Genomic DNA, 25,437 nt, shown 5'->3' on the forward strand with positions numbered 1-25,437 from the left:
CATACGTGTTCTTTGTAACGGTAGACATCCGTCCGGGCTTACTTACTTTCAGCCTCGGCTCCTCGGAGATGATTTTCAAATAACGTCTGCACACCGGCTTTCAGCAATATACCGGCTCTCTGGAGAACAGCTCACTATTTTACTCTTTCTCGTCTTCAGATTTGTATACTTTGTTAAAAGTTATTTTATGCCATTTAGCAACTAATTGTCAACTAATTCAAAATATATCCTTATCTTTTTCCCCTATTCTTATACAATTACTTTTCAAATTCTCGCAATGCTGCTAAATTTTCATCATCCTCAATAAGTTCAGCAAAGAATCCCGATTCATCCTCACGAAGGACAAATTCAAGCTCTTCCTTCGCCTCTTCATTTCTATTTAACTGTGCTAAATAACAAGCTCGATCATATCTTGCTAACAAATCACTCGCGTCAATTATTAATACTTCATTTGTTATTTTTTCTGCCTTTATCGTTTGGCCGGCACCATGATATGAAGATGCTAAAGAAAGAAGAATTGCTGTTTCATTTGGATGATGTATAGAAGCATTTTCTAATACATGAATTGCCTCTTCAAACCTTTCTTGACTTTGATATATTTCTCCTAAAGCAAGAAATGCTCTACTTACAAACGGTGTTTGCTCTGTTAATTGCAAGATAATCTTTTCTGCTTTTCTTTCTTCCCCTGCTTTAAAAAATACTTGTGCTTGCAGAAGAAGAGTATCATAATCATCTGGTAGTTCTCGAACCATTTGTTTCGTTAATTCCAAAGCATCTCTTAACATATCTTCTTCCTCGCACTCAACGAAAAGATTTACAAGTTGCTTCGCTACGTCATAATCCCATTTATTTTCTAGTGACGTGTGCAGAATCTCTATTGCTTCTTTATTCATCTCTACATTCTCATAAAATAGCGCAAATCGCTGTGCTGCCATACTATTTTTCGGATTTAACTTTAAAGAGATTTCATATAAATCAATTATCATAGTAACCATTGAAATTTCTTTCGCACGATTTTTCATACGATAAAAAGCTCTCGTAATGATAGATCGTTTTGGCTGTTCATGCAGCTGGCGTTCAATCCATATTTCCGTAACCGCAGCTGCAGCATACATGAATGCTGTACTCCTTTCTGCTTTTTTCACCTTTAACGTATGAAGAAAATCTCGTATGTTAGACAATTTTTTATGTTGCTCTACTGCTTTTACATAAACATCAAATATACGTTCATTATCAAAATCTTTTTGTATTACTTTCATTGCAACTTCAATTGCTTTTACATTTCTTTTTTTCACTAATACTTTTGCATAATGATATAGAACTTCTATATGCTCACCATCTAATTGTAGTGCGTATTCAACCTGTGCTTGTTCTTTATCTATTTCATTCATCGCTCCGTACACATATGCAATCGCATCTAAACGCCATATTTCAGGTACTTCGTCCACTAATTGTTCTAGTTCAGTCAGCAATTCTTCCTGAAGATTCATATCTACTGAAAGCTGTGCTAAATATTCCATATTAATATGCAACGGCTCTTCTTTCATCGCCTGAACCATATGACTTTGTTCTTTAGAACGGTTTTCTTCTTTTTCGTATATTTCCGCAAGCTGTAAATGTACACCTACGAAATTCCCATCAAGCTCTAAACATGTTTCATACGCTTGTTTTGCTTCCGTCAATTGCCCTAATGCCATAAGTGTTTCACCAATTCGGTAATACGGTAATGCCGTTTCCATTTGTTCTATCGCCTTATTATATCTTTTCATCGCTTGGCCGTACTGTCCAATAGATTCATATAAAATACCTGCATAACAACCGTACTCACTTACTTCATTTCTTTCTTTGTGTAACGTTCTTAAAAATGCTATACCTCGTTGTACAAATTCCGTTCCTTTAATTCGATTCACATATTCATCTAACGCACTTGCTACATTATAATCACTTTTCTTTATACCATTTTCTAACTTAGATAGTGCTACTTTAAACCCTTCTTCATTTCCACCAAGTTCAATTTCAGCATCCCATAAAACCATTCCTGCATTCATGAGGAAATCTTGGCTCTTTTCAATTTGCTTCTCAAGACCAAGTATATATTCTTTTGCTTCCTTATATTGTTCTCTTGCCATATAAACTTGTGTAAGTCCGAAGTGAGAATAAACATCCTCATCATTTTCTTCTAAAGCACGCTTATACAATACTTCTGCTTCTTCCAAGCTATCATTTTGAAAATGATAATCACCTAATTTTACGTAAAGAGGTGCTTTATCATCACAATTCTCAATACCGTTTAATAAAATTTCTTTCGCACTTTCCTCATCCTTCAAATCAGATTCGTATATTTCCGAAAGTTTCGTATAAATGTAAGGTGCATTACTATCCAAACGAATCGCTACTTTAAGCCCTTTTATTGCTAAATATAATTTCCCTAGTTGATGTGCACATCTCGCTCGTTCATACCATACATGCGCTTCATATTTATACTCTTTTAACAAGTCATTAAAGATTTCATATGCTTCTTCATATCTTTCTAAATCTATTAATATTAAACCGTGATTTGTTAAAGTGAACCTTTCAGGACTACGCTCTAACGCAACTTGAGAGTATTGCAATGCTTTTTCAGATTGATCAATATACATATAGGATAAAGCGAGAAAACTCCAAGCAATAGGCTGATCTGCGTCTAATTGTAACGATGAACGAAAGCTTGAAATCGCTTCTATATAACTTTCCTGCTCAAAAGCATATCTTCCGTTTATTAAATGATATAAAGCACGATTATTTTTCTTCTCAACGCTTGTCAGCATTTGCTCCGCTTTCTCTACTTCTTGAAGACGAATAAAACACTGTGCACCATGCAATTTAACAAAGTCCGAGTTCGGAAACTTTTCCATTAACTTATCGATACAATATAAAATAAATTCTTTATCTACTTCAACATCTAAGTGCTTTATCGTATATAACCACGTATTTGGATTATCACTCGTTTCTTTTAAAAATTGTACTAAGTTACTAATCCCCTCTTTGTCATGTTCATCTAAATGATCCGTAAGAGAAAAAATAGATTTAAAGTAACGATTTTCTTCCTCACTTAGAAACGCTAGTTGCTCCTTCTTTTCTTTCGGAACAAACGTGATTGCTAAACAGCCTGTATAACGATATTTTTCTTGTAATTTACTATATTCCACAAGAACTGGTTCTATAAAGTTTGGATCTTGAACATAGAAAGCTTGCAATGTATCATCATATCCAGATAGAACTTGTACGTGTGAAGCATGCTCAATATCTATACTTAATAAAACAGGAATTCCTTCGTCAATCAGTCTCTTATAATTCTCTTCATTCCCTTTAAAATAACGATATTCATAACCTAATTCTTCTAAATAAGAAACAGTATCTGAAAACTTCGAACCTGTCATATCAAAAATAAACTCTGCTATTTCATCTTGTGTACGTTTCTCTCCCCATATACGCAACATCATCTCTAAACTTGTCGGAACACAATAATTATCCTTTTGTACAATAGGAACTATCGGCAAGTGAACCTTTTTTCCATCCGGATTTTTTTCTAAATTATGATATAAAGATTCTTTTAAACTCTTTTCTTCTTTTAATAGTTTTTGTAAATCTGCAAATTTATTCATTTTGTACAGTGCTTCTGCACGTAAATGTACAAAGTAAGTATTATAGGCATGATACGGCAGCTGAGTATTTATGTTATCTATTACCGCTAACATCTCTTCATATCGCTCTAAATCTAATAAATACTTTATCTTCTCAAAATGAAAATATGGTACTTGTGGGAATTTTACAATTGCATCATCGATTAACTGTATCGCGCGTTTTTGTTCTCCTTTATTGGCATACAATTGTGATAATAAATAGGTAGATAACTCTTCACAATCTTCATGCTGCATGCCAGCAATAAATTGTTCTTCCGCTTTCTCCCATTCACCTGTATGCATATAAACGTAGCCCCATTTATCAAACACTGCGCGTGCACTGTACTCCTCTGCTTTTTGCATATACATTAACGCTTCTTCGTTTCGTTTCATTTCTAAAAGACATCGTACTAACGTAAAATATGTTTTCGCTAAAAAATCTGCATCTATTTCTTCTTTATTACTCTCTTCTAAAGTTTCTTTTAACAGCTGCTCTGCTTCAAGAATTTTCCGCTCATCAATTAACTCATCACAATATAAAGAGAGCGTTCTCATATTTGGGAATTTTTTATAAGCGTAACGAATGAGGAATGAACTGTATTGGTGCATAAGCCCTTCATCAGTAAGACGAATTAATATATCGAACTCCTTATGCGAAGGAATATTGGCAAGCCAATTCTTCACATAGGATAAAGTATTCGTTTCTTTTATATATGCAATTTCATTATTTATTTCCTGTAATCCATCTACAAATCTCTTGTCTTTTAAACAAGTTTCTAACTGCTTAAAATCTAGCATGCATTCACCTCGAATTTATATTTATACTGCTACTTGCTTAGATTTTACACACCATATAGTATGTATTCAACTAAAATCTCTTATAATGGATAGTATTAATTAATATTATTCAAATTTATAACAAAATATAGTAAAAATGATTGTTTTTCTCTGTATTTTGTTTGATTATATAGAATAACGTAACATGTGTATCCTATCTTTTGTCAGTTAAAAACAGCACATGAAATTATATCGGCGATTTTCAAGATATATCAGCGATTATACGGTGAATATCGACTTACCAACAAAAAATGACATTTTTCTCATTCATTAAATCAGGGTACTCCATAAATATACAAAACGGATACTCTATTTGACCCGCTATATACTGTGCAACATTTTTCTTTGAATTCAAATTAACACAACTTCTAACCTCCTGTAGAGCAAGAATATGTGGAGAAATAACTCAAATTTCCTCACGAATAGCTTCTAATCTCTCCAACCAAAGACTATCATGGTTCCATATATTGAAGGTAGCAATCCTTAATAAATCACTATCTTTCAACATTCTATTTCACCAAATGTAATTTTCATATTCGGAGCATATACTAAAGAAGAATGAAGATGAAATGCCTTGAAAAATCGTAGTTCAGCTTCATATTGAGCTAGCGCATTATCATATGTTAATCCTCTGGCTATTAAACGTTCTACAAATTGTTGCTTATCACCCGGATCACCTGCAATCCCCTCTTCTTTTAATGATTGATACAAATCGTTTTTATCATTGTGATGCATATTTGAATCTAAAAAGTTCACTTTATCGCTTACTCTACATTCAATATTTTTCACACCTAATTCACTTAAATATATCGGTATTTTCATGCCTATATTGCCATCTTTACCATTTCTTTGCGTATCACTTTCAAATAATTTCTGCAAAACACCTAGCTGAATAAATTCCGATTGTTTCTCCCCATCTAGTAAATAAGAAGCCATATTAGAAATCCAATGTGGTTCAAAACAGATTATTCCCCCCCCTTTTTAACTGAATGTATCATTTTTTGTAGCATTGTTTCTGGAGTAGTCATATGTAATAAGAAAGCATGACAGATTGCTATATCGTATTTATCGTTCAGTTCAATTTCTGTAGCATCTCCTTCAAGAAATTCTGAATCATACGGAAGTAAACGAAACAACTCTCTGGCTTCAGCTAATAATGTTTCTCCACTATCAATACCTGTATACTTTGAACCTTCTGGGAGTAATGGCATTAATACTAACCCTAAATAACCATATCCACAACCGTAATCAACGATATGTACAGGCTCAGTAATCTTCCAAACTGTATTTACTAAAAAGCTTACATAATCGTCGTTGTAATATAAATCTCTCGTGTTTTTTAAATATGTTAGTTTATTGTTCCAATCATATGTTTCCAACATCTAACGCCTCCTTTTATATACAAAACTAAAGTTCTCTATATAATAGCCGTATTCCTACACTTTTCTTAAAATTTCAAAGCAAAAAAGCTAGTGTATTTTTAATAATACACTAGCTTTTTATTTGGAAGAAAAATTTAACAAGTACAATCACAATCAAAACAATCCGTACAGTCTAAATCGTCACAATCTGCTTTTCTCTTTCTTTTGTTTCTTTTAAGATAATAATACAGTAGCCCAAACAATAGTATACAAATAACAAAAGCTATTATTGCTTCTGTATAGTTATTTTGAGTCATAAAACCAATTCCACTTCCGCCTGAAATAAAAATTAGAATTAAGTAAATCCAGAACATCTATGTAAATACCTCCATTACTATATATCTTAAGATAATATCCATATAACACTAGAGGAAATGAATAATCCCATACCATTACCGCTTAATACACCAGTAGTTATTCTTAGCAAATTTGAGCTATTTCTCCATTTCCACTTTTGGGTGAACCCATCGATAAGTAACGGAATTTGAGCGAAAAATGATAGTATGATTGCCAAAAGAAATGAAGGTGTCATATAAAAATAAATTGGAAACATTAAAATACCAATAAGCATGCCTGTACAACGTGCACATAAAGGTATGTACTTTTGTAGTTTAAAAAAACTCCTATCTAATCTTCTATGACAAGGAATTTGTAAAATAAAAGTTCGAATCAATATGAATCACCCTCTCTAAAAAGATTTTAATTGATTTTGCAAAAAAAATATATATCCAATAAAAAAACAAACCAGGTTTATACTAGACCCAGTTTGTCAGTTTACTACTATGTTACATCTCCTCAGGTGCCTCCACCCCAAGTAAACGTAATCCTTCTTTTAATACAACCGTCACAGCATAAACCAATGCGAGTCTGCTGTCTTTTTCTTTGCTCTCTTCTAATATACGAACATTACCGTAATATTTATTGAATGATTGTGCTACATCTAATATATATTTCGAAATAATCGATGGCTCATTTTTATTGAAAGCTGCTTCAATTATTTGCGGGAATTTATTTAGTAATTTTACGACACTCCAGCTATGATCGTCTTTTAAAGCAAGTGTACATGTTTCAAATTCTACACTTTCTTTTCTTAAAATAGAACAAGCACGTGCATGTGTGTACTGTACGTACGGGCCTGTTTCTCCTTCAAATTTCAGCATGTTTTCTAATGAGAATTCAATATTGTGCATACGCTCATTTTTTAAATCGTGGAAGATGATTGCACCAACACCGACTTGCTTTGCTACTACTTCTTTTTGTTTTAAGTTTGGATTTTTCTCTTCAATATTTTGTTTTGCAAGTTCGATTGCTTCTTCGAGTACTTCTTCAAGTAAAATAACTCTTCCTTTACGTGTCGACATTTTCTTACCATCTTTTAAAATGAAGCCAAACGGTACATGTTCCATACCATCAACCCAAGTATAGCCAAGTTTTTTTAATACGGTGAAAAATTGATTGAAATGTAAGCTTTGTTCTGGACCAACAACATATAGCGCTTTATCAAACCCATAAGTGTTTTGACGATATAAAGCTGCCGTTAAGTCACGCGTTGCATAAATCGTCGCACCATCTGATTTTCTAATTAAGCAAGGCGGCATTCCTTCTTCTTCTAAATTAACGACTAATGCACCTTCTGATTCTTCAAGCAACTCATGTTCTTCTAAAATCCCAATAAAATCTTCCATTAAATTATTATAAAATGCTTCTCCCTGAAAATTAGTAAATTCTACGCCGAGAAGTTCATAAATGCGCGAAAATTCTTTAAGGGACTCATGACGGAACCAATTCCAAAGTTCTACCGCTTCTTCATCACCTTCTTCTAGTTTCTTAAACCAAGCACGTCCTTCTTCTTCTAGTTCTTCGTCGTCTTTTACCTCTTCATGGAATTGGACATATAACTTAAATAGCTCACGTATTGGATCTTCTTTAACTACTGCTTCATTTCCCCATTTTTTATAAGCCGTAATTAACTTTCCAAACTGTGTTCCCCAATCTCCTATATAATTAATCCCTACAACTTCATAGCCACATTTTTCAGCGATATGTTTCAGCGAATTTCCTATCATTGTAGAACGTAAATGCCCCATCGAAAAAGGTTTCGCGATATTAGGAGAGGAATAATCAATTACTACTGTTTTTTCACAGCCAAAGTGGTTTTGACCGAACTCTTCTTTCTCCGCTAAAACTGTTTTTAATACTGCATCACTTACAGTTTCACGATTGAAAAATACATTTACATAAGGACCAACGGCTTCTACTTTCGTAAAAAACGGATCATTGAATTTCTCAGCAACTTCCTTTGCGATAAGAGCTGGTGCTTTTTTATATTGCTTCGCTAATGAAAAGCATGGGAACGCTGCGTCTCCAAATTCATCTTGTTTCGGTGTTTCAATTAAATCTAAAATTTGTTTTTGCGTTAATTCATTCGTGAAAATATTAGATAAACTTTCCGCAAACTGCATTTTATAATCCATGATACAACCTCCTTATTTTTAAAACACAAAAAACTCGTCTCTAAAAAAGAGACGAGTTTTAACCCGTGGTACCACCCTTGTTGTTCGTTACGAACCACTTTCCCGTTTATAACGAGGACAGGGGGCCTCGGCTTTCTCTACTATTCGTTCAAGAAGCATCTCCGAAGTGCGCTTCATCTTTTTCTTCCGTACTAGGCTCACACCATCCCTAGCTCGCTTTCCTTCTAAAAAAGACTACTCTCTTCATCACAGACAGTATATTTAATTAATTATTGCTTATTATACATCTTTTCAAACAATTAGCAAGGGTCAATTACACCAAAGTGAAACTTAGCACTTTTTCTTTTGTATACATAAAAATTGTGTTTTTCAAATCTAGAACTACGAAAATGATCTTTTAAAACGACACGTTTTCTCGCCACTCGTTTTGCCTCCGCAATTGTTTCGTCAGTAATATCATGATACAAAGCGAAGTGTTTTAATCCTTTAATTCCATCGGATTCTATGACAGTTTCTTCAAACATCGGATCAAGGTAAACGACATCGTAACTATTGTCTTCACATTGCGCTAAAAATGAAAAATGCTCCGTTTGCTTTACTTGGATTCTTTGCATTGCTTCATCAATTTCAGAAACAGATGAAGACCATGTTTTCAAACCATTTTCCATAATATAAGCCATATACTCATTGCCTTCAAGTCCTGTTACTTTTCCGCTTTCCCCAACAACATAACTAGCTACAATACTATCTGATGCCATCCCGAGCGTACAATCTAACACTGTCATTCCGCTCTCTAATTTAGCAGCTTGTACAAACGGATCGTGTTCTCCACGCATTAACCTTTTCACACGAAACATCGCTGAGTTCGGATGAAAGAAAAACGATTCTTCCGTACCTTTTGGATAAATAGCTAATCGGTTCTTCCCTACGACAAGCACATCTTGTTCATACTGCTCATGTAGCTTATGTACCGGTATGTCATTACGTTTAACGAAAGAAGCATTTAATTCTGCTGCTACCTCGTTTGCATAATCTGTCATTTCTTTATTCGTTCTTCCTGCTGTTGTTACGATCATTGTTTCACCTCTATATAAAGAAAAGAGGGAGATTTACTCTCCCCCTTCTTTAGCAATTCTTTTCGAAAGCTTGTTCTAAGTTCGTAATAATTTCGTCCATAGTTGCACCTTCAATTTCATGACGGTGAATGAAGTGAACAACTTCTTTTCCTTTTAATAATGCCATAGATGGTGAAGATGGAGGAATTTCTCCGAAGTATTCACGCATTTTTGCAGTAGCATCTTTATCTTGACCTGCGAATACAGTTACAAGATGATCAGGTTGTTTTTCAGCACGAACAACCGCTTGACCTGCTGATGGACGTGCTAAACCAGCTGCACAACCACAAACAGAGTTTATAACTACTAAAGTTGTACCTGATGTATTTTCCATAAATTCTGTTACAGCTTCTTCTGTAGTTAACTCTTCAAACCCAGAACGCACTAACTCTTGGCGCATTGGGATTACCATTTGGCGCATGTATTCTTCATAAGCATTTGACATCTTGTAATCTCTCCTTCAACTTTCATTCCAAATTCATCATATCACGCTCTATTAATAGGTGCAAAAGAAAGATAACGATGATTTCATTTTTTTGTAGGGATTTCACAAACCCCACCGCGGCAATGTCCCACTGGAACAAGTTTTCTATTATTAGCGATATAATCGTATACTTTACTTCCAAAACCAAGTACGATAGATAGCTTTATAAAAGGAACTGCAAACCAATAAGATGGAACGGCCTTTGCTAATACATCTATGCTCTGAATACCGTCATACCACTTATTATTTTTAAAAATATACAGTCTTTGTTCCATCTTACTTTGTAGTTCTTGAGAAAGCTCATACTTCTCAACTACATCTTCATTTCGAAATGAAACAAATTTCATCTTACCCTTTTTATCTAATTTTTTCGTACGTTCTGCAACGGCCGTACACATCGGACACCAACTATCATAGAAAACAATCATACATTATTCCCCTTTACGTGACTCCGTCATTTGTTTCCATACAGAACCTTTTGCTTCTTCTCCGCCTTCAATACGCTCTAATGCTAGACGTGCTTGCATCGCTACTTCAAACTCTGGATCATCTTGCGCTGCTTTTAATGCTGGAATCGCACTTTCATCTCCAAGTTCAAATAAGAACATCGCTGCACGCCAGCGTACTAATTTACTTGGATCTTTCAGAGATTTAATCATAACGAACATCGCTGCCGGATCACCTACATCTGATAAACAATCTCCTGCAGTACGGCGAACACTTACAGAGCGATCTAACAACGCTTTATATAATAACGGTAATACTTCATCACCTTTTACCATACCTAAATACGCTGTTGCTAAGCGGCGTATTGAAACTTTTTCATCATCTAACGCCATCTTCAACACTGGAATATCTTCTTCAGTAGGATCCATTTGTTCTAATGCTGCAAAACGGTTTTTCCAGTCAGAATCTTTCATCATCTCTTCTGTTACTTTATATGGCTCACGCTTTTGAATCGTTACTTCAACAGCACCCGCTTGATTTAATAATTCTTTAACCGTTTCATTTACACGTTCTTCTGAATAAGCAGCAACAATCTCTTCCACTACTTCTTTCCCAATTTCTTCAAAATTACCGTAACGTGTACTTTGTTCTACCCATTTACGCTCTTTTACAACGTTTGGTGCAGACATTTGCACTTTCATAATTGATTCTTTAAAACGATCTGGTAAACCAACACGTTCTTCCGTCGTTCCATCTGTTAACTTTACTTGCATTGGAATTGTAAAGAACATTTGAACAAACACTTTCACTTCTCCAAAATGAGCAAGTTGTTGTTCTTCACTTTCTTCCAATACTTCTTCGCCGAAAACAGCACGAACTTGTTGTAATAAAACTTTCCAGTCATACTTCGCATTTCGCTCCACTGCTAAAAAGTCGGCTACATGATATACACCTTTAATGCCTTCAATTTTCAAAATTTCTTGCACTTGCATTGGTGCTTGTTCTTTATTTTCATTTGTATAATTATTACGTGCTCCTGATGGTAATACTTCATTCAAAATAACTTTCATTGTATTTGGACTTGGCGTCGGTTCAATTGCTTTAATCTTCACGTAAAAAACTCTCCTTTATTGCATGTTCTTAGCTGTATTGTAACATATTATCACTCTATACTCCTACTCGGATGCTTAATTTTACTACTTTCTTCCCGCTACCATACTATTTCATTCTTTTTACATTTTAAATTAGGAACGGGATTTTAAAAGCTTTCGTTTCCGATGATTTTTATTTTTTATCCATTAAGTTTATTAAAATACTTTCCACAATTTTTTCCGAAGCTATTACTTAAAATCACCTTTTATTACAATGCCCCCTCCCGCCTTCTCTCCAAAAAGGTAATACTCTCAATCACAACTTCAGTTCTATATATTCTCTTGCCTTGTTCATCATCGTAATTACTAGTCTGAATACGCCCTGTAATCCCAACGAGCGACCCCTTCTTACAATATTCAGTTACATTCTCAGCCGATTTGCGCCAAACGACACAATTAATAAAATCGACTTGTTGTTCACCTAAACTATTTCGAAATCCTCTATTCACCGCAACACATATTCGTGCATAAGCGACGCCTTGTTTTGTGTAGTATAATTCTGGCTCCTTTGTCAATCTACCGATTAATACAACTCGATTCATCATAAGTTATACCACCTCACATGTTTTTCTTCATTGTAAGGAGAAATGTTTGAATGGTAAAAAGCACAAAATGATATATCCGTAAGTAAAAAGTATTATTTTAGACCTTACAAAACAAAAAAAGAAACCATACATAGTTCAAACATGTATGGTTTCAAAATTTATTACACTTCAGTACAAGATATGTAATATCCTCCGCGAGCCATCTTTATTTCAGCACGGTACATTGCATTTTCTAAGTAGAAAGTAATCGGTTTAACTTTACTCTCAAATTTTAGTCTTTCATTGCATTCAGTTGCATATCCTTCAATCGCTGAAGTAATAACTTTTGATGATGGATACGTTAAAGCTTCATCTAGTTCTATGAAAAAACTTTTAGAAAATAGTTTTTTCATAATCCCCTTCTTCTCTTTCATCATATTCCATCTCCTTCACTTCAAGTTGCTATCATCCATATTATACCATACATTCAATATATCTTTGAAAATAAAAAAATCCTGCATTTTTCATGCAGGATTTTTTTATTAGTCATTTTTCGTAAAGTACGAAACGAAACGAAGAATTTCTAAGTATAACCATACTAATGTAAGCATTAATCCCATCGCAGTATACCACTCCATATATTTCGGAGCTTGACTACGTACACCATTTTCGATTAAATCGAAATCTAGTAATAAGTTTAATGCAGCAACTACAATAACAACTGCACTAATAATAATACCGATTGTACCACCTTGGTGAATGTATGGAACAGTTACACCAAACATATTTAGTAGAAATACGACTAAATACATAACCATAATTCCAAGTGTTGCTGCCATCACGCCTGTACGGAATTTATCCGTTACTTTTACTACGCGTGTTGCATATAACACTAACATTGCAAATAGAATTGAGATTGTTAGTAATACAGCATTTAAAACGATAGAATCGCCAAATTTCATTGTATAAACTGCTGAAATACTTCCTAACACAACCCCTTCTACCGCTGCATAGATTGGTGCACCAAAAGGTGAAATACGCGGGAAGAACATAGACGCAAATGCGATGATTGCCGCAACGATTAAAGCACCAATTAATACTGGCATCTTCATCGTCCCCTGCATCATCTGTATGTATGAATAGACAGACGTTGCAAGTAGCAAGATAAGCATAATGAACGTTTTGCCTACTGTTCCGCCAATCGTCATCGCAGAAGCACTTGCTCCCTCTTTACGGAATGCCTCTTTTTTCAACATTGGATTAGATGTTCTCATTTTTTCCCTCCTAAAATAGGTTCTACCAATAGTGTAAAGTTTTTCTCTTTACTTTTCAATATATGCAGCTTGTTTTTATTTTAATCCTTCAACGATGTCTGATAGTTCACTCCATCTTTCCATCTTTTTTTCTAGCTCTTCTTCTGTTTTCTGCTGTGCTTCAGATAATTCTTGTGCCTTTGTGAAGTCAGATCCAACTTTCGCAAGTTCTTCTCCAATTGACTCAATTTTCTCTTCAAGTTCGGCAATTGTATCTTCAATCGTTTCCCATTCACGCTGTTCATTGTATGAAAGTTTACGTTTACGTTGTTGTTTTGGAGCTTCTTCTACAACTTTTTTCTCTTTTTGAACTTCTGCTTTCTCCATAAGTTCTCTCGTTTTTTCCATTTCTAAATAATCTGTATAACTACCTAGAAACTCACGCACTTCGCCTCCGCCAGTAAAGATGAACAGTTCATCTACTACTTTATCTAAGAAGTAACGGTCATGCGATACAGTTAAAACGACACCTGGGAAATCTTCTAAATAATCTTCTAGTACTGTTAATGTTTGTGTATCTAGATCGTTCGTAGGTTCATCAAGTAAAAGTACGTTTGGTTCTCCCATTAAAATACGTAATAAATATAAACGTCTTCTTTCACCACCAGATAGTTTACCAAGTGGTGTACCATGTGAATGCGTCGGGAATAAGAAACGTTCTAACATTTGAGATGCACCAATTACTTTTCCATCTGTCGTATGAATAACTTCTGCAATCTCTTTAATGTATTCAATCATACGCTGATTTAAATTCATCTCTTCATTTTCTTGCGTATAATAAGCAACTTTTACAGTTTGTCCTACTTCCACTTCACCACTATCAGGAGATAACTTACCTGCAAGCATATTTAATAGGGAAGATTTCCCACTTCCATTCGCCCCAATAATTCCGATACGATCACCCGGTTTCACAATATGATTAAAATTATGTAATACCGTCTTATCGCCAAATTTTTTCGTTACATCTTTTAACTCAAGTACTTTCTTTCCTAGACGACTTCCGCTTAGTGCAATATCAACTGACTGTTTTGCAGCTGGTCCTTCTTGTGCCTTTAGCTCATCAAAACGCTGAATACGCGCCTTTTGTTTCGTAGAACGGGCTTTTGCACCACGACGAATCCAAGCAAGTTCACGACGATATAAATTTTGGCGTTTCGATTCTTGTGCCAATTCTTGCTCTTCACGAAGTGCTTTCGCTTCTAAAAATGTACTATAGTTTCCTTCGTAGCTATATAGTTTACCATTATCTAATTCAAAAATACGATTCGTCACACGATCTAAGAAATAACGATCATGGGTTACAAGTAATACCGAACCTGTATATCTCGCTAAATATTCTTCTAACCATTCAACTGTCTCGTGGTCAAGATGGTTCGTAGGCTCGTCTAAAATTAATAAATCCGGTGTTTCAATAAAACATTGTGCCATTGCGATACGTTTTTTCTGTCCACCAGATAAATTCCCAACAATTGCAGTAAAGTCCGTAATTCCTAATTTCGTTAAAAGAGATTTCGCATTTGCATTTGCTTCCCATGCACTCATTGCATCCATACGTTGCTGCACTGCAAATAATTGTTCCTGCACTTTTTCATTACTTGGATCTTTTTCAATATTTAATAGTGCTTTTTCATAATCACGAAGAAGACGAATTAAAGGTGTATCACCATGGAACACTTGCTCTAATACTGTCAGTTTTTCATCAAACTCTGGTTGCTGTGATAAATAACTAATTGTATACCCTCGTGAATGCGTCATATCACCTGTATCAGGAGTTTCTAATCCCGCAATAATTTTTAATAATGTCGATTTACCTGTTCCGTTTACACCAATAATTCCGACACGTTGTCCTTCTGTAATACTACATGATAATCCATCAAATAACGGCTTTTCTCCATATGATTTTGATAAGTTCTCCACAGTTAACATTTTCATATTTGTGCATTCCACTCTTTCATAAATTGTTCAATAAACTGTTCCATATAACGATGACGAATTTCAGCCTCTTGTTTTGCTGCATTCGTATTCATTAAATCTTTTAATTTCAAAAGTTTTTCATAAAAATGATTTAAAGATGGATCATTATTTTTTCTATACTCTTCTTTCGTCATTTCTTCACGCGGCGGAATAGTTGGGTCATACATTAATCTCCCTTTCGCCCCACCATATGCAAATGTACGAGCAATTCCTATTGCACCAAGAGCATCTAAACGATCCGCATCTTGAACAATTTTCCCTTCAAGTGACTCTACTGTGCCGCCATGGCCACCTTTATAAGACATATTGGCGATGATATGAAGAATATGTTTACTTTCCTCTTCTTCAACACGTAGCTCTTCTAACCAATCAGAAACTTTTTTCATTCCTGCTTCTTCACTTTCATTTAGCTTTTCATCTGCCACATCGTGAAGTAATGCTGCCATTTCAATTATAAAACGATTTCCACCTTCTTGCTCAGATAAAGAAATCGCCATTTTATGTACACGTTCAATATGATACCAATCATGCCCACTCGCATCTTTTTCTAAAATATGTTTTACAAAAGTAATTGTTTTTTGAATTTTTTCTTGTTTTGTCATTTTATCTTCACCCAGTTACTTATTGTAACACGCCCGCATTTTTTCATCACATATTTTCTTGTCCGCCCATACACTAGGTGGTAGGCATCATCATGAAGGAGGAATAAACATGTTCTATAATAATCAACCGCCTTATCCAAGGCAACCATTGTATCCTCAACAACAAGAACAGCGATACACAGAACAATACGAAGAACAAGAGTTACAACAGCAAGAGCAACAATATGACGAAAACCCATATGCAACAACGCAAAACCAAGAAACTGAATTTCAACAAAATCCATATGACACACGTCCAAATTATGAATATCCTCAAAATCCATATGCAGCACCACAAAATCAAGAACAGCGATATCCTCAAAATCCATATGTAATACCACAAAACCAAGAACAACAATATCAACAAAATCCATATGCAGCACCACAAAACCAAGAACAACAATATCAACAAAATCCATATGTAGCACCACAAAACCAAGAACAACAATATCAACAAAATCCATATGTAGCACCACAAAACCAAGAACAACAATATCAACAAAATCCATATGCAGCACCACAAAACCAAGAACAACAATATCAACAAAATCCATATGCAGCACCACAAAACCCATACACAACTCAACCACAACAACCGCAATATCAACAACAAATGTATCAACCAAACTACGACGCACGTGTCTCACCACCTAAACCACCAACAATAGATCCAACTCAGCCACAAATTTTACCGCCCGGACCAACACTAGACATTACACAACCACAAATCTTACCACCTGGACCAATTACTGAACCAACACAACAACAAATTCAACAAGTTGTCGGTACACAGTTTTTACCTTTCAAGAAACCTGTACTAGATTTCGTAAAACCATGGGTAGATTACGGTTTAAATGAAGCAAAACATACATCACACGAACACGCATTAACAGAAGTTGCTGCAATTATGTTTTTAGTTGGTAAAGGCTTCAATCCGACGATTGCACATTATATCGTTGAATCTTGGGAGAAGAATGAACAATTTTAGAATTGTTTATTTGATAAAATACAAAAGTGCAAAAACCCTTATAAAACAAGGGTTTTGGCACTTTTTAATATCCAGAATAAATTTTATTGAAATAATTGTTTTTATAGATTTTCATACTTTTTTATATAGTACGTGAACAAAATGTGAGCAAAATGTGCGCAAATATATGAATCACATTTTGCTGTTGGTGCACTGGTTATTTAAACCAATTCTCAATTATGAGATTTATATGAAAAGCCAACACTTTTTCCCGTTGGCACCCGGACAGTTTCATGATATCCAGCCACGACACTTATGCACCGTGGCTTTATATATAAAATCAATTAAGCTTTTCGTCTTTTTCTTCCTTTTTTCTCCGTCTATTCCGACCAAGTAACGTTTTGATAAAGGAGCTACGCTATCCCCACAGCATTCTTTTTTCAAAGAACAATTAACTGTAGAAATATCGTACCGCCGATTCCAATGTAAAAAGGCACCTAATTAAGTGCCCTAAATAGTGCCCTGAACAGTACTCCTAAAATTCCATTACTTTTTAAATCATGCCAAGCGCTGTAGCAAAGTTGATGATACCTGATTTACGTTTTCTATAAAACTTACCTGGTTTCATTCCAAGGATAGTATAAATGTAATCATCATTTAATTCTTTGATACTCATATACTTCATTATATAACCCTCCCACTTCTCAATCCTACATATGTAAGACTAAAATTTAAAATATTTTAGATATATGCCTTTATATGTGTATGAAATTAATTCTGTATACCAAATAGGTTGGAAACCTTCATTTTCTTATGCCTATTACTGTGTAATTTACTAGCAGTGATCATCTAACTTAACACAATCACACTACATTCTCATAGTATATTTAATCATTTTCACCAGACATAAAGTATAAAAACAATTAAAGAAAAGAGACTGTCTTCAAAAGTTAATCTGAGGATACTTTTTTGACAATCTCTTTTCTTATATCAAAATTTTCAACTACAAAACTTACAAGTGATTATACGAATGTTATACCTGCACTTGCGAAGCCTGTAATAGCAGTAGCTATATCAAAACCAGGTGTAGTTGATGAAACAACAAGTAATATCTTATCTTGTGGAGCGACTGCAATGGCTTGTGCGCTAATACCACTTGAAGTATTACCGATAGCAATAAGACCACTAAATGCTGGTGTTAATAGTAACGGTGTACCTACTGGAGTGAAAGTATTACTTGCTGCTGGTGCGCTGTACAACTGCATTTGAATTTGTATGCTTCCTAATGCTAAAGCAACCGCTACAGTTACACTAAAGAATCCTGCTAACGAAGTAATTGTACCTGCGCGAGGAGCTACAAATGCGAAATCAAATACTGGAGGTACAGGACCTATAGTAATCGGGCCACCAGGTGGGACAATTACAGGGAAGAATGAACTTCCAAATCCAAGAAGTGCTCCTGTGTTTGCTAATCCACCTAAAACAGTTGCTAACGCTACTGGCCCACCTGATGCAAACGGAATAACTGCTCCAGCTCCCGTTGCTCCTGTTAGGCCTGTTGGACCTGTTAGACCTGTCGGACCTGTTGGACCTGTTGCTCCTGTTGGACCTGTTGGACCTGTTGCTCCTGTTGGGCCTGTTGGACCTGTTGGACCTGTTGGACCTGTTAGACCTGTTAGACCTGTTGGACCTGTTGGACCTGTTGGACCTGTTGGACCTGTTGGACCTGTTGGACCTGTTGGACCTGTTGGGCCTGTTGCTCCTGTTGGACCTGTTGCTCCCGTTCCTGTTGCTCCTGTTGGACCTGTCGCTCCCGTTGGGCCTGTTGGACCTGTTGCTCCTGTTGGACCTGTTGCCCCTGGAGTAGCATTGATTAATTGAATTAATAAATTAAAAAGAACTTGTAAAGTTGCAGGATCGACATTTGAGTCGCAGGATACAGGGATAAGATCTAAAGCGAAGAAGAATTGTGCAAGGGCGCTATAAAATTGTTGCAATAATGTTGACAATTGTCCTAAATTAGGTGCTGGAGATTGTAATAAAACTATAATACTTTGAGTTAATTGTTTCAAAAAATTAACTTCTGGGGAAGGTAGTAAGGAATTTAAGAAAATTAAAAATTGATTAAATAAATTGAGTAACGCTAATCTGTTTGCATCACTTGGATTTGCAAAAAATGCTGAAATAGCTGATACTAATGAGTTTAGTAAAGTAATTAATTGACTTAATTGTTCCCTAGTTATAGGAACTGACTGTGGATTTTTACAACAATCTGCTGAAAAAACAATCGGATTGCAGTTATTATGATCAAAACAATCATTATGTTTCATTTATTTCCTCCTTATTTAATAATTTTGAGAGAATATTCTTATACTAAGAAACACTCAATTGTAATGGTGTTGAATATTTTTAAATATCCATTTTTCTTAGAATAAAAATAGTTACTAATAATTAAACTATAAAAATTCAGTTTAATTACATTCACAACTCACATAATATAAGTATACGCATCTATTTATCTAGTGCTTAGATTAATTCCCTAATGAAAAAGCGTATTTTTAAAGGAATACGTTATTACTCCTATCAACGTGTTTATTTTGTCAATAAACGAAAAGGCATATTAATTTATAAGTTCAATAATTCCATTCTAGAGTAATACCAAATGAAGTTTTTTGAAAAACTTTAATCTTCACAACCTAGTTGTTTATATCATGAGTTTCTAATAATACATTTCATTTTCCATTAAGAGCTAATCATTTTGCTTTTGCTGACTAATTATTTCTTTGTAACAACTTATACTCATCTTACATACATTATCTTGAATCCTTACTTGTTAAACCATTTAATTGTTCATGACTCACAAACATCAACAATATATAAATGGTGTACTGATTCATAAAAGAGTACCCTATAATGGTGCTCTTTTTTATTTTTTGTAACAACTTACACTCATCTTACATACATTATCTTGAATCCTTACTTGTTAAACCATTTAATTGTTCATGACTCACAAACATCAACAATATATAAATGGTGTACTGATTCATAGAAGAGTACTATATAATGGTGCTCTTCTTTATTTTTTTATAACGATTTATACTCATCTTACATACATTATCTTGAATCCTTACTTGTTAAACCATTTAATTGTTCATGACTCACAAACATTAACAATATATGAATGGTGTACTGATTCATAAAAGAGTACCCTATAATGAACTGCACCTCCAATTGTTAGACTGTGTCTAACAATTGGAGGTGCAGTTTTTCTATGGCTAAATTTACAGCTGATGAAAAAATACAAATCGTTCTACGTTATTTGAACGGAAATGAAAGTTATCGAGAAATGGGTAGATTGCTCGGTATAAGTGACACAATCATTTTGAATTGGGTAAACCAATATAAACAGCATGGTCTGGAAGCTTTTCTAAAACGATGTACAAATTACACACAACAATTTAAACTAGACGTACTAAACTTTATGACTGAAAACGGTATGTCCTTATTTGAGACGGCAGCTATCTTTAATATTCCTGCCCCTTCAACGATTTCTGTTTGGAAAAAACAGCTCGAAACACAAGGAATTGATGCCTGCAGTGACCCCTGTCAAGTAGACAGGATTTAAAAAGCGCAACTAAGTAACCTGAGTTCTATATTTATATGGACTCAGATTATTTAATTTCTTTTGAAATCTTTGATGCCTAATTGATTCATCAATCTTTGTATGCGCTTATGCTTCAAATGAAGGTTATAGGTGACTTTCAGTCACACTTGCACTCCTCTATATCCATAAATCCCTCTTAGTTTTTTATGACACTTCAATATCTTTTTCTTGGTTTTAGCGTCCTCTAGTTGTTTTTCAGAAGGCACTAAGTGCCGCTTTGTCCGCTTATATACCCACTTCTAGTTACACCAGCGATGGCACATAATAGGCTAATCGTATACCCCTTTTCTAACATCTCAAGTATAGCTTCAAACTTTCTCGTTTTGGATATAGCTTGCATACCTCCTTTTACATCCCTAAGAGCTTTTTTAACATTTCATTCTCGGCTTCTAATCGTTTAATCTTAGCTTCTGGATCTTTTGGTTTTGTTCTTCCTATACCTGGCCCTTTCGCTTTTCCACGTTTTTCTTCTAGTCCTTTGATACCTTCAGCTTCAAAGTATTTCACCCAACGACTTACAACCGAGTGATGAATACCTAATTCTTTCGCAATGTTTTTATAGCTCATGCCTTCTTTTAAGTATAAATCTATAGCTTTTTTCTTAAATTCTACATCGTAAGTGACTCTAATTTTCCCCATAAAAAAATCCCCTCCATAGTAAACAGGTTAATGCGCTTTCTTTTTCCTGTCTACTATAAGGGGATCATATCAAGATCTCGTCCTCTTTTTGTTTTAGATATGCTCACCATGATCAATATAAGTATCGCCGTATTCGTATGCCGGCGCAGGTGGTCTACCGTGATCAAAATCGGCCACATTAGAAATATAATCTGGTCTTTGTGGTGCAGGTGGTCTACCATGATCAGCTTGTGATGTAAAAGATTCAGTAAAGCTTCCAATAGTTAAAACAGCAGCAAAACTAAAAAATCCCATTAGTAATTTTTTCATTTTAACGCACTTCCCTTCTGAAGTAATTCTTTAGCATCATAAGATATATTAAAATATTGGCTAGCTTTCTCATAATTCCCTTCTTGATAAAGTTTTTTCGCTAAAATTCCAGAGTACTCTTCAATTAAACTAAACTGAACAAAATCCCAATAATTCTTTTAACAATACCCCTCCATATATGGTTAATATATCCAAGTATACTATGTTGTTATATGTTTGTGTATAAAATTCGGAATTTTTGCAAAAAAGGATTGTTTAATGTGGAAAAATAAAAGAAATAGCGTTTATGTTGATTGCTTTAGTGGTAATCATTGTAATAGGATTTGATATTAGGAATCTAGATGATCAAAAAGACATTCTCATGTTTGTTATCTATACTATTCCTATAATGCTATTACTGCTGTATGCGAAAAAATTTAAATACATTAAACCAAATTTGTTTTTAACCTTAATTTTTTTAACTTTAGGATTATGGAGTTTATTAACATTCTATGTATTACATGATTTAGTAATATTGATATCAATAATTTTAGGAATGGGGATTACATTGTTAGTTATTTTTTTCTACAGAATAGCAAAAAATAGTTAAGTAACCTGTATTCTTAAATATAGTTAAAAAAAGAGCTCTTTCATGACTTGAAGAGTTCTTTTTAATATCAATAATATATACTGAATATTCAGTATATATTATATCAAGTTTTTAAAAATTTATATATCTAAAGGCGTGTTAAAATAAATGGAAATAATAAACATTGTCACTCTAAGAGGAGGTTGTTGTATGGAGGTTCAGGCACAAACAAATGAACAAATCATGCAAATGCTGAATGAATGGTACATTGAAATTCGCGCTAGACGCTTAAGAAATGCACATCTATTAAAAACTGAAATTGATAAAAAAATGAAAAATATGGAAGAAGATCAAAACTTACTTTTATACTACTCTCTATTAGATTTTCGTCATCAATATTTAGTTGATAGTTTAAGTATTGGAAAAGATAGTTTCAACAAAATCGAATCTTTTAATATTCCAACAGATGATTCTCTTATATACTACTATTACTTTTTTAAGGCGATGCATTCGACGATAGTCGGAAATTACAACTTAGCTAAAATTTACTATGATAAAGCTGAAATAAAACTAAGAGAAATACCAGATCAGTTAGAGCATGCGGAGTTTTATTTCAAACTCGCTACATTTAACTGTCACCATCAGCAGTATATACCTGCATTTCAACAAGTGTCCAAAGCAGAAGAAATCTTCTCTAAATATAACGGATACGAACTAAATATAGGATATTGCAATAACGTATCTGGTCTTATCTGTACACATTTAAATGAATTTGAAACAGCCGAGGAATTTTTTATGTCTGCAATGAATATATTTCAAAAACAAAAAGAAGAACAGGCTATCTTATATGTGCGTCACAATTTAGGGTTTATGTACGCAAACCAAAAGCTATCAGACTTAGCTATTCGTCACCTTTCAGAAGTCATTAAAGAATTACCAAATGATTATAAGGCTATATTGATTGCAGCATGTGAACATGAAAAAATTGGGGAAAAAGAAAAAGCATTAGAGTTGTTTGAGAAAGGCTTGAAAATTAGTACAGATCTGAAAAATGAAGAATATGAACATCACTTTAAAATTTCACAAGCAATAGCAAAAGGTGTATGTGCGGAAGAATTAGAAAAAATTGTATTAGCAGGTAATGTATATTTTGAACGAGAAAATATATATGAGTATGTAAAGGAATATAATGAAAAATTAGCACTAACATTCTATCGGGAAAATAATCATGTGAAGTCAAGTGAGTATTTTTATTTATGTTCTATAATGAACGGAAAAAATCATTTAGGGGGGCAATAAAATGAAAAAAACAATTCTTTATTCGTTAGGAATATTAACTGCTTTTACCTTAATCTTAGGAAATGCAAATACCCCAAAAGAAACACAAGTATCCTCTGAAGAAGTTGTACAATACTCGCACGGTCATACAGGTGGTTAATTTAATTAGTTTAAAATATATACAAAAAGTGCCTACTCATGATAGAGTAGGCCTCTTTTACTTCACATAAACATAGGCTTCATTTGCAGTTACATAGTATGTTGTTCCTTTACTATTGTGCACTTTGTATTGCGGTGAACCATTAACGGATACTTTAGCATCAATAGTAAATCCAAGCCCTTCATCTACTGTTCCTGCTACATCTTTATCAGACCAAGAAGCAGAATCATAGAAACGAAGGTCGTCCACTTTAGAAACAACACGTTTTCCTACTACAGAACTTGAAGTAGTAGTTTGTTCCCCTTGATATTTAATGTAAGAAGGGTTGTTATAAATCCATTGGTTACCACCAAGATTTAACCAATCACCTTGTTTTCCCCAGACTTGATATGCTTCTCCTTTATTTAATTGACGGATAACACCATAATTTGTTGATGGCCCACTTCTTAGGTTTACGTTAAAACCATCAATATAAGCTACTCCTGTTTCGCCTGCAACGTTTTGAGATGGTTCTTGTGGTTTTGGTTTAACTGTAACTGTTGCGCCTTCATACGCCTTTTGTACGTCCGCTCTGAATTGCGATTCTGATACACCGTGACTGCGAAGGTAATCAATCGGATCTTCGTGGTCAGTTCCACCTAATTTGTAAGTAATATCTTTATGTGTCCATAAACCTTTGCTTGGATGAATTCCTCTATCTTTTAAAATCTTAGCTAATAGTTTTACATAACGCTCGTAAGAAGATTTAAATTTATTTGGGTTGCTAGTTTCAGAAAGTTCTACGTGAACAAATCTTTTATTTGCAGATGGTCCAGCACCATAAGCAACATATTTTGTATCAGCAATTTGGACTGTTTCGTTCCAATCTACAGCATAATGTACAAATGCATTTCTCCATGTTCTAGCTTCATAATTTCGAATGTTAATTGCTGGTGCTTCTGGCGTTGCAGTACTATGTGCTACAACGCCCTCATAAGCGCCTACACCGTAGCGATATGCTTGTTTCGGTAAGTCTTGGATAATTAGTACTCTATCGGCAAAAGAAGCCGTAGCAAACGAAAATAAGAGTAATAGAGTCATAAATAATGAGCTGAATAGTTTAATTGGTTTTTTCATTGTGTATTTTCCCCTTTTTGCCAAACAAAAAGAGCACCGTCTTTTGACAATGCTCTTCTTATGTAAGGCGTGTATTTTTTTATTTGGTATTATGTTTTTCTTTTCGTGCATCACTTCTTTGGATTTTTGCTTGTATTTCGGATGCTACACTTTCTAATAACCATGCAGGAATCCATTTTTCCCAGCCAATTCGTGCGCAGTTTGCTGCGAAACTATTAAAAATGTGGTAACTCAATCCACCGACTACCATGAAGAAAAAGAAATCAGGTAGTTTAAGAGCAATATCAAATAAATGTGCAAGAGCTGGTAATGATAAAAGCACCACGGTTCTCGTGATGCCCTCAATTCCATATTGTGATGAGTATGTTCCATCTAGTTTTGAAGCCTTACTACCAGTAATCCAGTCGAGCATGATAATCCAGCAGTAAATCGAGATCCAAATTAAGTTCGCTTTACCATATAACAAATTAATTATTGTTCCTAATCCACCGCCTATAGCACCACCTACTTTAAATTGAGTACTTGTAATAACATCGCTTATATTCAATGCCTTGATGAGTTCGTGAATTCTTTCCAAGTTCTCACCTCCTCGTATGATTAAGTTAGGTTTTTTAGGGACGGGATGTACCTATAAACCCAAGAGTATCTATTTTTATGAGATACTTAAATTTGTAGATAGAGTGTTGCCGACCA

Annotated in this window: 22 protein-coding genes, 4 pseudogenes and 2 other annotated features (1 of these 28 cut by a window edge); of the genes and pseudogenes, 4 read left to right on the top strand and 22 right to left on the bottom strand. The window is 34.4% G+C overall.

The genetic code is table 11. From position 1 onward, the window contains the following. Positions 1–165, bottom strand: a binding site (T-box leader) (it extends 76 nt beyond the left edge of the window). Between the two features lie 92 nt (positions 166–257). The 14 genes and pseudogenes from ACTFR3_RS16620 to ACTFR3_RS16685 all read right to left on the bottom strand — a co-directional run bounded on the left by ACTFR3_RS16620 (position 258) and on the right by ACTFR3_RS16685 (position 16,004). Beyond that, positions 258–4,460, bottom strand: a complete 4,203-nt coding sequence (locus tag ACTFR3_RS16620; RefSeq protein WP_048656758.1) for a bacteriocin-processing peptidase family protein — start codon at positions 4,458–4,460, stop codon at positions 258–260. A 540-nt stretch (positions 4,461–5,000) separates the two neighbouring features. Continuing rightward, positions 5,001–5,878 (bottom strand): annotated as a pseudogene (locus ACTFR3_RS16625) (class I SAM-dependent methyltransferase). 137 nt (positions 5,879–6,015) lie between these two features. Next, positions 6,016–6,234: a hypothetical protein gene (locus ACTFR3_RS16630; protein WP_000498606.1), complete on the bottom strand. Its 219-nt coding sequence runs from the start codon at positions 6,232–6,234 to the stop codon at positions 6,016–6,018. A 29-nt stretch (positions 6,235–6,263) separates the two neighbouring features. Next, complete coding sequence (locus ACTFR3_RS16635) at positions 6,264–6,593, bottom strand: DUF2085 domain-containing protein (RefSeq protein WP_000621474.1); 330 nt, start codon at positions 6,591–6,593, stop codon at positions 6,264–6,266. 112 nt (positions 6,594–6,705) lie between these two features. Beyond that, positions 6,706–8,394 (bottom strand): arginine--tRNA ligase, encoded by a 1,689-nt coding sequence (argS, locus tag ACTFR3_RS16640; RefSeq protein WP_440044601.1) that lies wholly within the window; start codon positions 8,392–8,394, stop codon positions 6,706–6,708. 44 nt (positions 8,395–8,438) lie between these two features. After that, positions 8,439–8,653: a binding site (T-box leader), on the bottom strand. A 40-nt stretch (positions 8,654–8,693) separates the two neighbouring features. Beyond that, positions 8,694–9,470 carry a class I SAM-dependent methyltransferase gene (locus ACTFR3_RS16645; RefSeq protein ID WP_000637455.1) on the bottom strand — a complete coding sequence of 259 codons (777 nt, stop codon included), beginning with the start codon at positions 9,468–9,470 and terminating at the stop codon, positions 8,694–8,696. Between the two features lie 49 nt (positions 9,471–9,519). Continuing rightward, positions 9,520–9,954, bottom strand: a complete 435-nt coding sequence (locus ACTFR3_RS16650) for a BrxA/BrxB family bacilliredoxin (RefSeq protein ID WP_440044602.1) — start codon at positions 9,952–9,954, stop codon at positions 9,520–9,522. An 83-nt stretch (positions 9,955–10,037) separates the two neighbouring features. Next, positions 10,038–10,421: a thiol-disulfide oxidoreductase DCC family protein gene (locus tag ACTFR3_RS16655; RefSeq protein ID WP_000634884.1), complete on the bottom strand. Its 384-nt coding sequence runs from the start codon at positions 10,419–10,421 to the stop codon at positions 10,038–10,040. Between the two features lie 3 nt (positions 10,422–10,424). After that, positions 10,425–11,552, bottom strand: a complete 1,128-nt coding sequence (locus tag ACTFR3_RS16660; RefSeq protein ID WP_000692564.1) for a conserved virulence factor C family protein — start codon at positions 11,550–11,552, stop codon at positions 10,425–10,427. Between the two features lie 248 nt (positions 11,553–11,800). Beyond that, positions 11,801–12,136 (bottom strand): single-stranded DNA-binding protein, encoded by a 336-nt coding sequence (locus ACTFR3_RS16665; RefSeq protein ID WP_000982017.1) that lies wholly within the window; start codon positions 12,134–12,136, stop codon positions 11,801–11,803. A 161-nt stretch (positions 12,137–12,297) separates the two neighbouring features. After that, positions 12,298–12,552: a DUF4318 domain-containing protein gene (locus ACTFR3_RS16670; RefSeq protein ID WP_000975138.1), complete on the bottom strand. Its 255-nt coding sequence runs from the start codon at positions 12,550–12,552 to the stop codon at positions 12,298–12,300. Between the two features lie 105 nt (positions 12,553–12,657). Further along, positions 12,658–13,389, bottom strand: coding sequence for a Bax inhibitor-1/YccA family protein (locus tag ACTFR3_RS16675; protein ID WP_001260655.1), 732 nt, complete (start codon positions 13,387–13,389; stop codon positions 12,658–12,660). A gap of 75 nt (positions 13,390–13,464) precedes the next feature. After that, a complete protein-coding gene (locus tag ACTFR3_RS16680; protein WP_000783169.1) occupies positions 13,465–15,360 on the bottom strand; it encodes an ABC-F family ATP-binding cassette domain-containing protein in 1,896 nt (631 codons plus the stop codon). After that, on the bottom strand, positions 15,357–16,004 hold the full coding sequence (locus ACTFR3_RS16685; protein WP_000165966.1) for an HD domain-containing protein: 648 nt from the start codon (positions 16,002–16,004) through the stop codon (positions 15,357–15,359). The genes ACTFR3_RS16680 and ACTFR3_RS16685 overlap by 4 nt, the downstream gene beginning before the upstream one ends. Before the next feature lie 109 nt (positions 16,005–16,113). Here ACTFR3_RS16685 and ACTFR3_RS16690 point away from each other — a divergent pair, with 109 nt between their 5' ends. Further along, positions 16,114–17,031: a hypothetical protein gene (locus ACTFR3_RS16690; RefSeq protein ID WP_440044603.1), complete on the top strand. Its 918-nt coding sequence runs from the start codon at positions 16,114–16,116 to the stop codon at positions 17,029–17,031. 532 nt (positions 17,032–17,563) lie between these two features. Here the strand turns inward: ACTFR3_RS16690 and ACTFR3_RS16695 are convergent. Further along, a pseudogene (locus ACTFR3_RS16695) lies at positions 17,564–17,695 on the bottom strand (ArpU family transcriptional regulator); the annotation flags it as partial. Between the two features lie 337 nt (positions 17,696–18,032). Then, positions 18,033–19,340: an exosporium glycoprotein BclB-related protein gene (locus ACTFR3_RS16700; protein WP_440044604.1), complete on the bottom strand. Its 1,308-nt coding sequence runs from the start codon at positions 19,338–19,340 to the stop codon at positions 18,033–18,035. 941 nt (positions 19,341–20,281) lie between these two features. Here ACTFR3_RS16700 and ACTFR3_RS16705 point away from each other — a divergent pair. Next, positions 20,282–20,602: pseudogene (locus ACTFR3_RS16705) on the top strand (transposase); the annotation flags it as partial. Between the two features lie 277 nt (positions 20,603–20,879). On the opposite strand, the gene ACTFR3_RS16710 reads toward ACTFR3_RS16705, so the two are convergent. The 4 genes and pseudogenes from ACTFR3_RS16710 to ACTFR3_RS16725 form a co-directional block, all read right to left on the bottom strand. After that, positions 20,880–21,014: a hypothetical protein gene (locus ACTFR3_RS16710; RefSeq protein WP_262984027.1), complete on the bottom strand. Its 135-nt coding sequence runs from the start codon at positions 21,012–21,014 to the stop codon at positions 20,880–20,882. A gap of 8 nt (positions 21,015–21,022) precedes the next feature. Continuing rightward, positions 21,023–21,313 (bottom strand): transposase, encoded by a 291-nt coding sequence (locus ACTFR3_RS16715; RefSeq protein WP_061457133.1) that lies wholly within the window; start codon positions 21,311–21,313, stop codon positions 21,023–21,025. 93 nt (positions 21,314–21,406) lie between these two features. Then, complete coding sequence (locus ACTFR3_RS16720; protein ID WP_061457132.1) at positions 21,407–21,622, bottom strand: hypothetical protein; 216 nt, start codon at positions 21,620–21,622, stop codon at positions 21,407–21,409. After that, positions 21,619–21,756 (bottom strand): annotated as a pseudogene (locus ACTFR3_RS16725) (aspartate phosphatase); the annotation flags it as partial. The gene ACTFR3_RS16720 and the pseudogene ACTFR3_RS16725, both read right to left, overlap by 4 nt. Before the next feature lie 644 nt (positions 21,757–22,400). Between ACTFR3_RS16725 and ACTFR3_RS16730 the strand changes: the two are divergent. Continuing rightward, positions 22,401–23,489: a hypothetical protein gene (locus ACTFR3_RS16730; RefSeq protein ID WP_086408604.1), complete on the top strand. Its 1,089-nt coding sequence runs from the start codon at positions 22,401–22,403 to the stop codon at positions 23,487–23,489. A 1-nt stretch (position 23,490) separates the two neighbouring features. Continuing rightward, on the top strand, positions 23,491–23,628 hold the full coding sequence (locus ACTFR3_RS16735) for a hypothetical protein (RefSeq protein ID WP_170879373.1): 138 nt from the start codon (positions 23,491–23,493) through the stop codon (positions 23,626–23,628). A gap of 57 nt (positions 23,629–23,685) precedes the next feature. Here ACTFR3_RS16735 and ACTFR3_RS16740 read toward each other — a convergent pair whose 3' ends face one another. Then, positions 23,686–24,744 (bottom strand): N-acetylmuramoyl-L-alanine amidase, encoded by a 1,059-nt coding sequence (locus ACTFR3_RS16740; protein ID WP_324656369.1) that lies wholly within the window; start codon positions 24,742–24,744, stop codon positions 23,686–23,688. Between the two features lie 79 nt (positions 24,745–24,823). Continuing rightward, positions 24,824–25,321, bottom strand: coding sequence for a phage holin family protein (locus ACTFR3_RS16745; RefSeq protein WP_000439586.1), 498 nt, complete (start codon positions 25,319–25,321; stop codon positions 24,824–24,826). Between the last annotated feature and the right edge of the window lie 116 nt (positions 25,322–25,437).

This window comes from Bacillus cereus group sp. MYBK14-1 (assembly GCF_051916885.1).
Taxonomy (GTDB): Bacteria; Bacillota; Bacilli; order Bacillales; family Bacillaceae_G; genus Bacillus_A; species Bacillus_A cereus.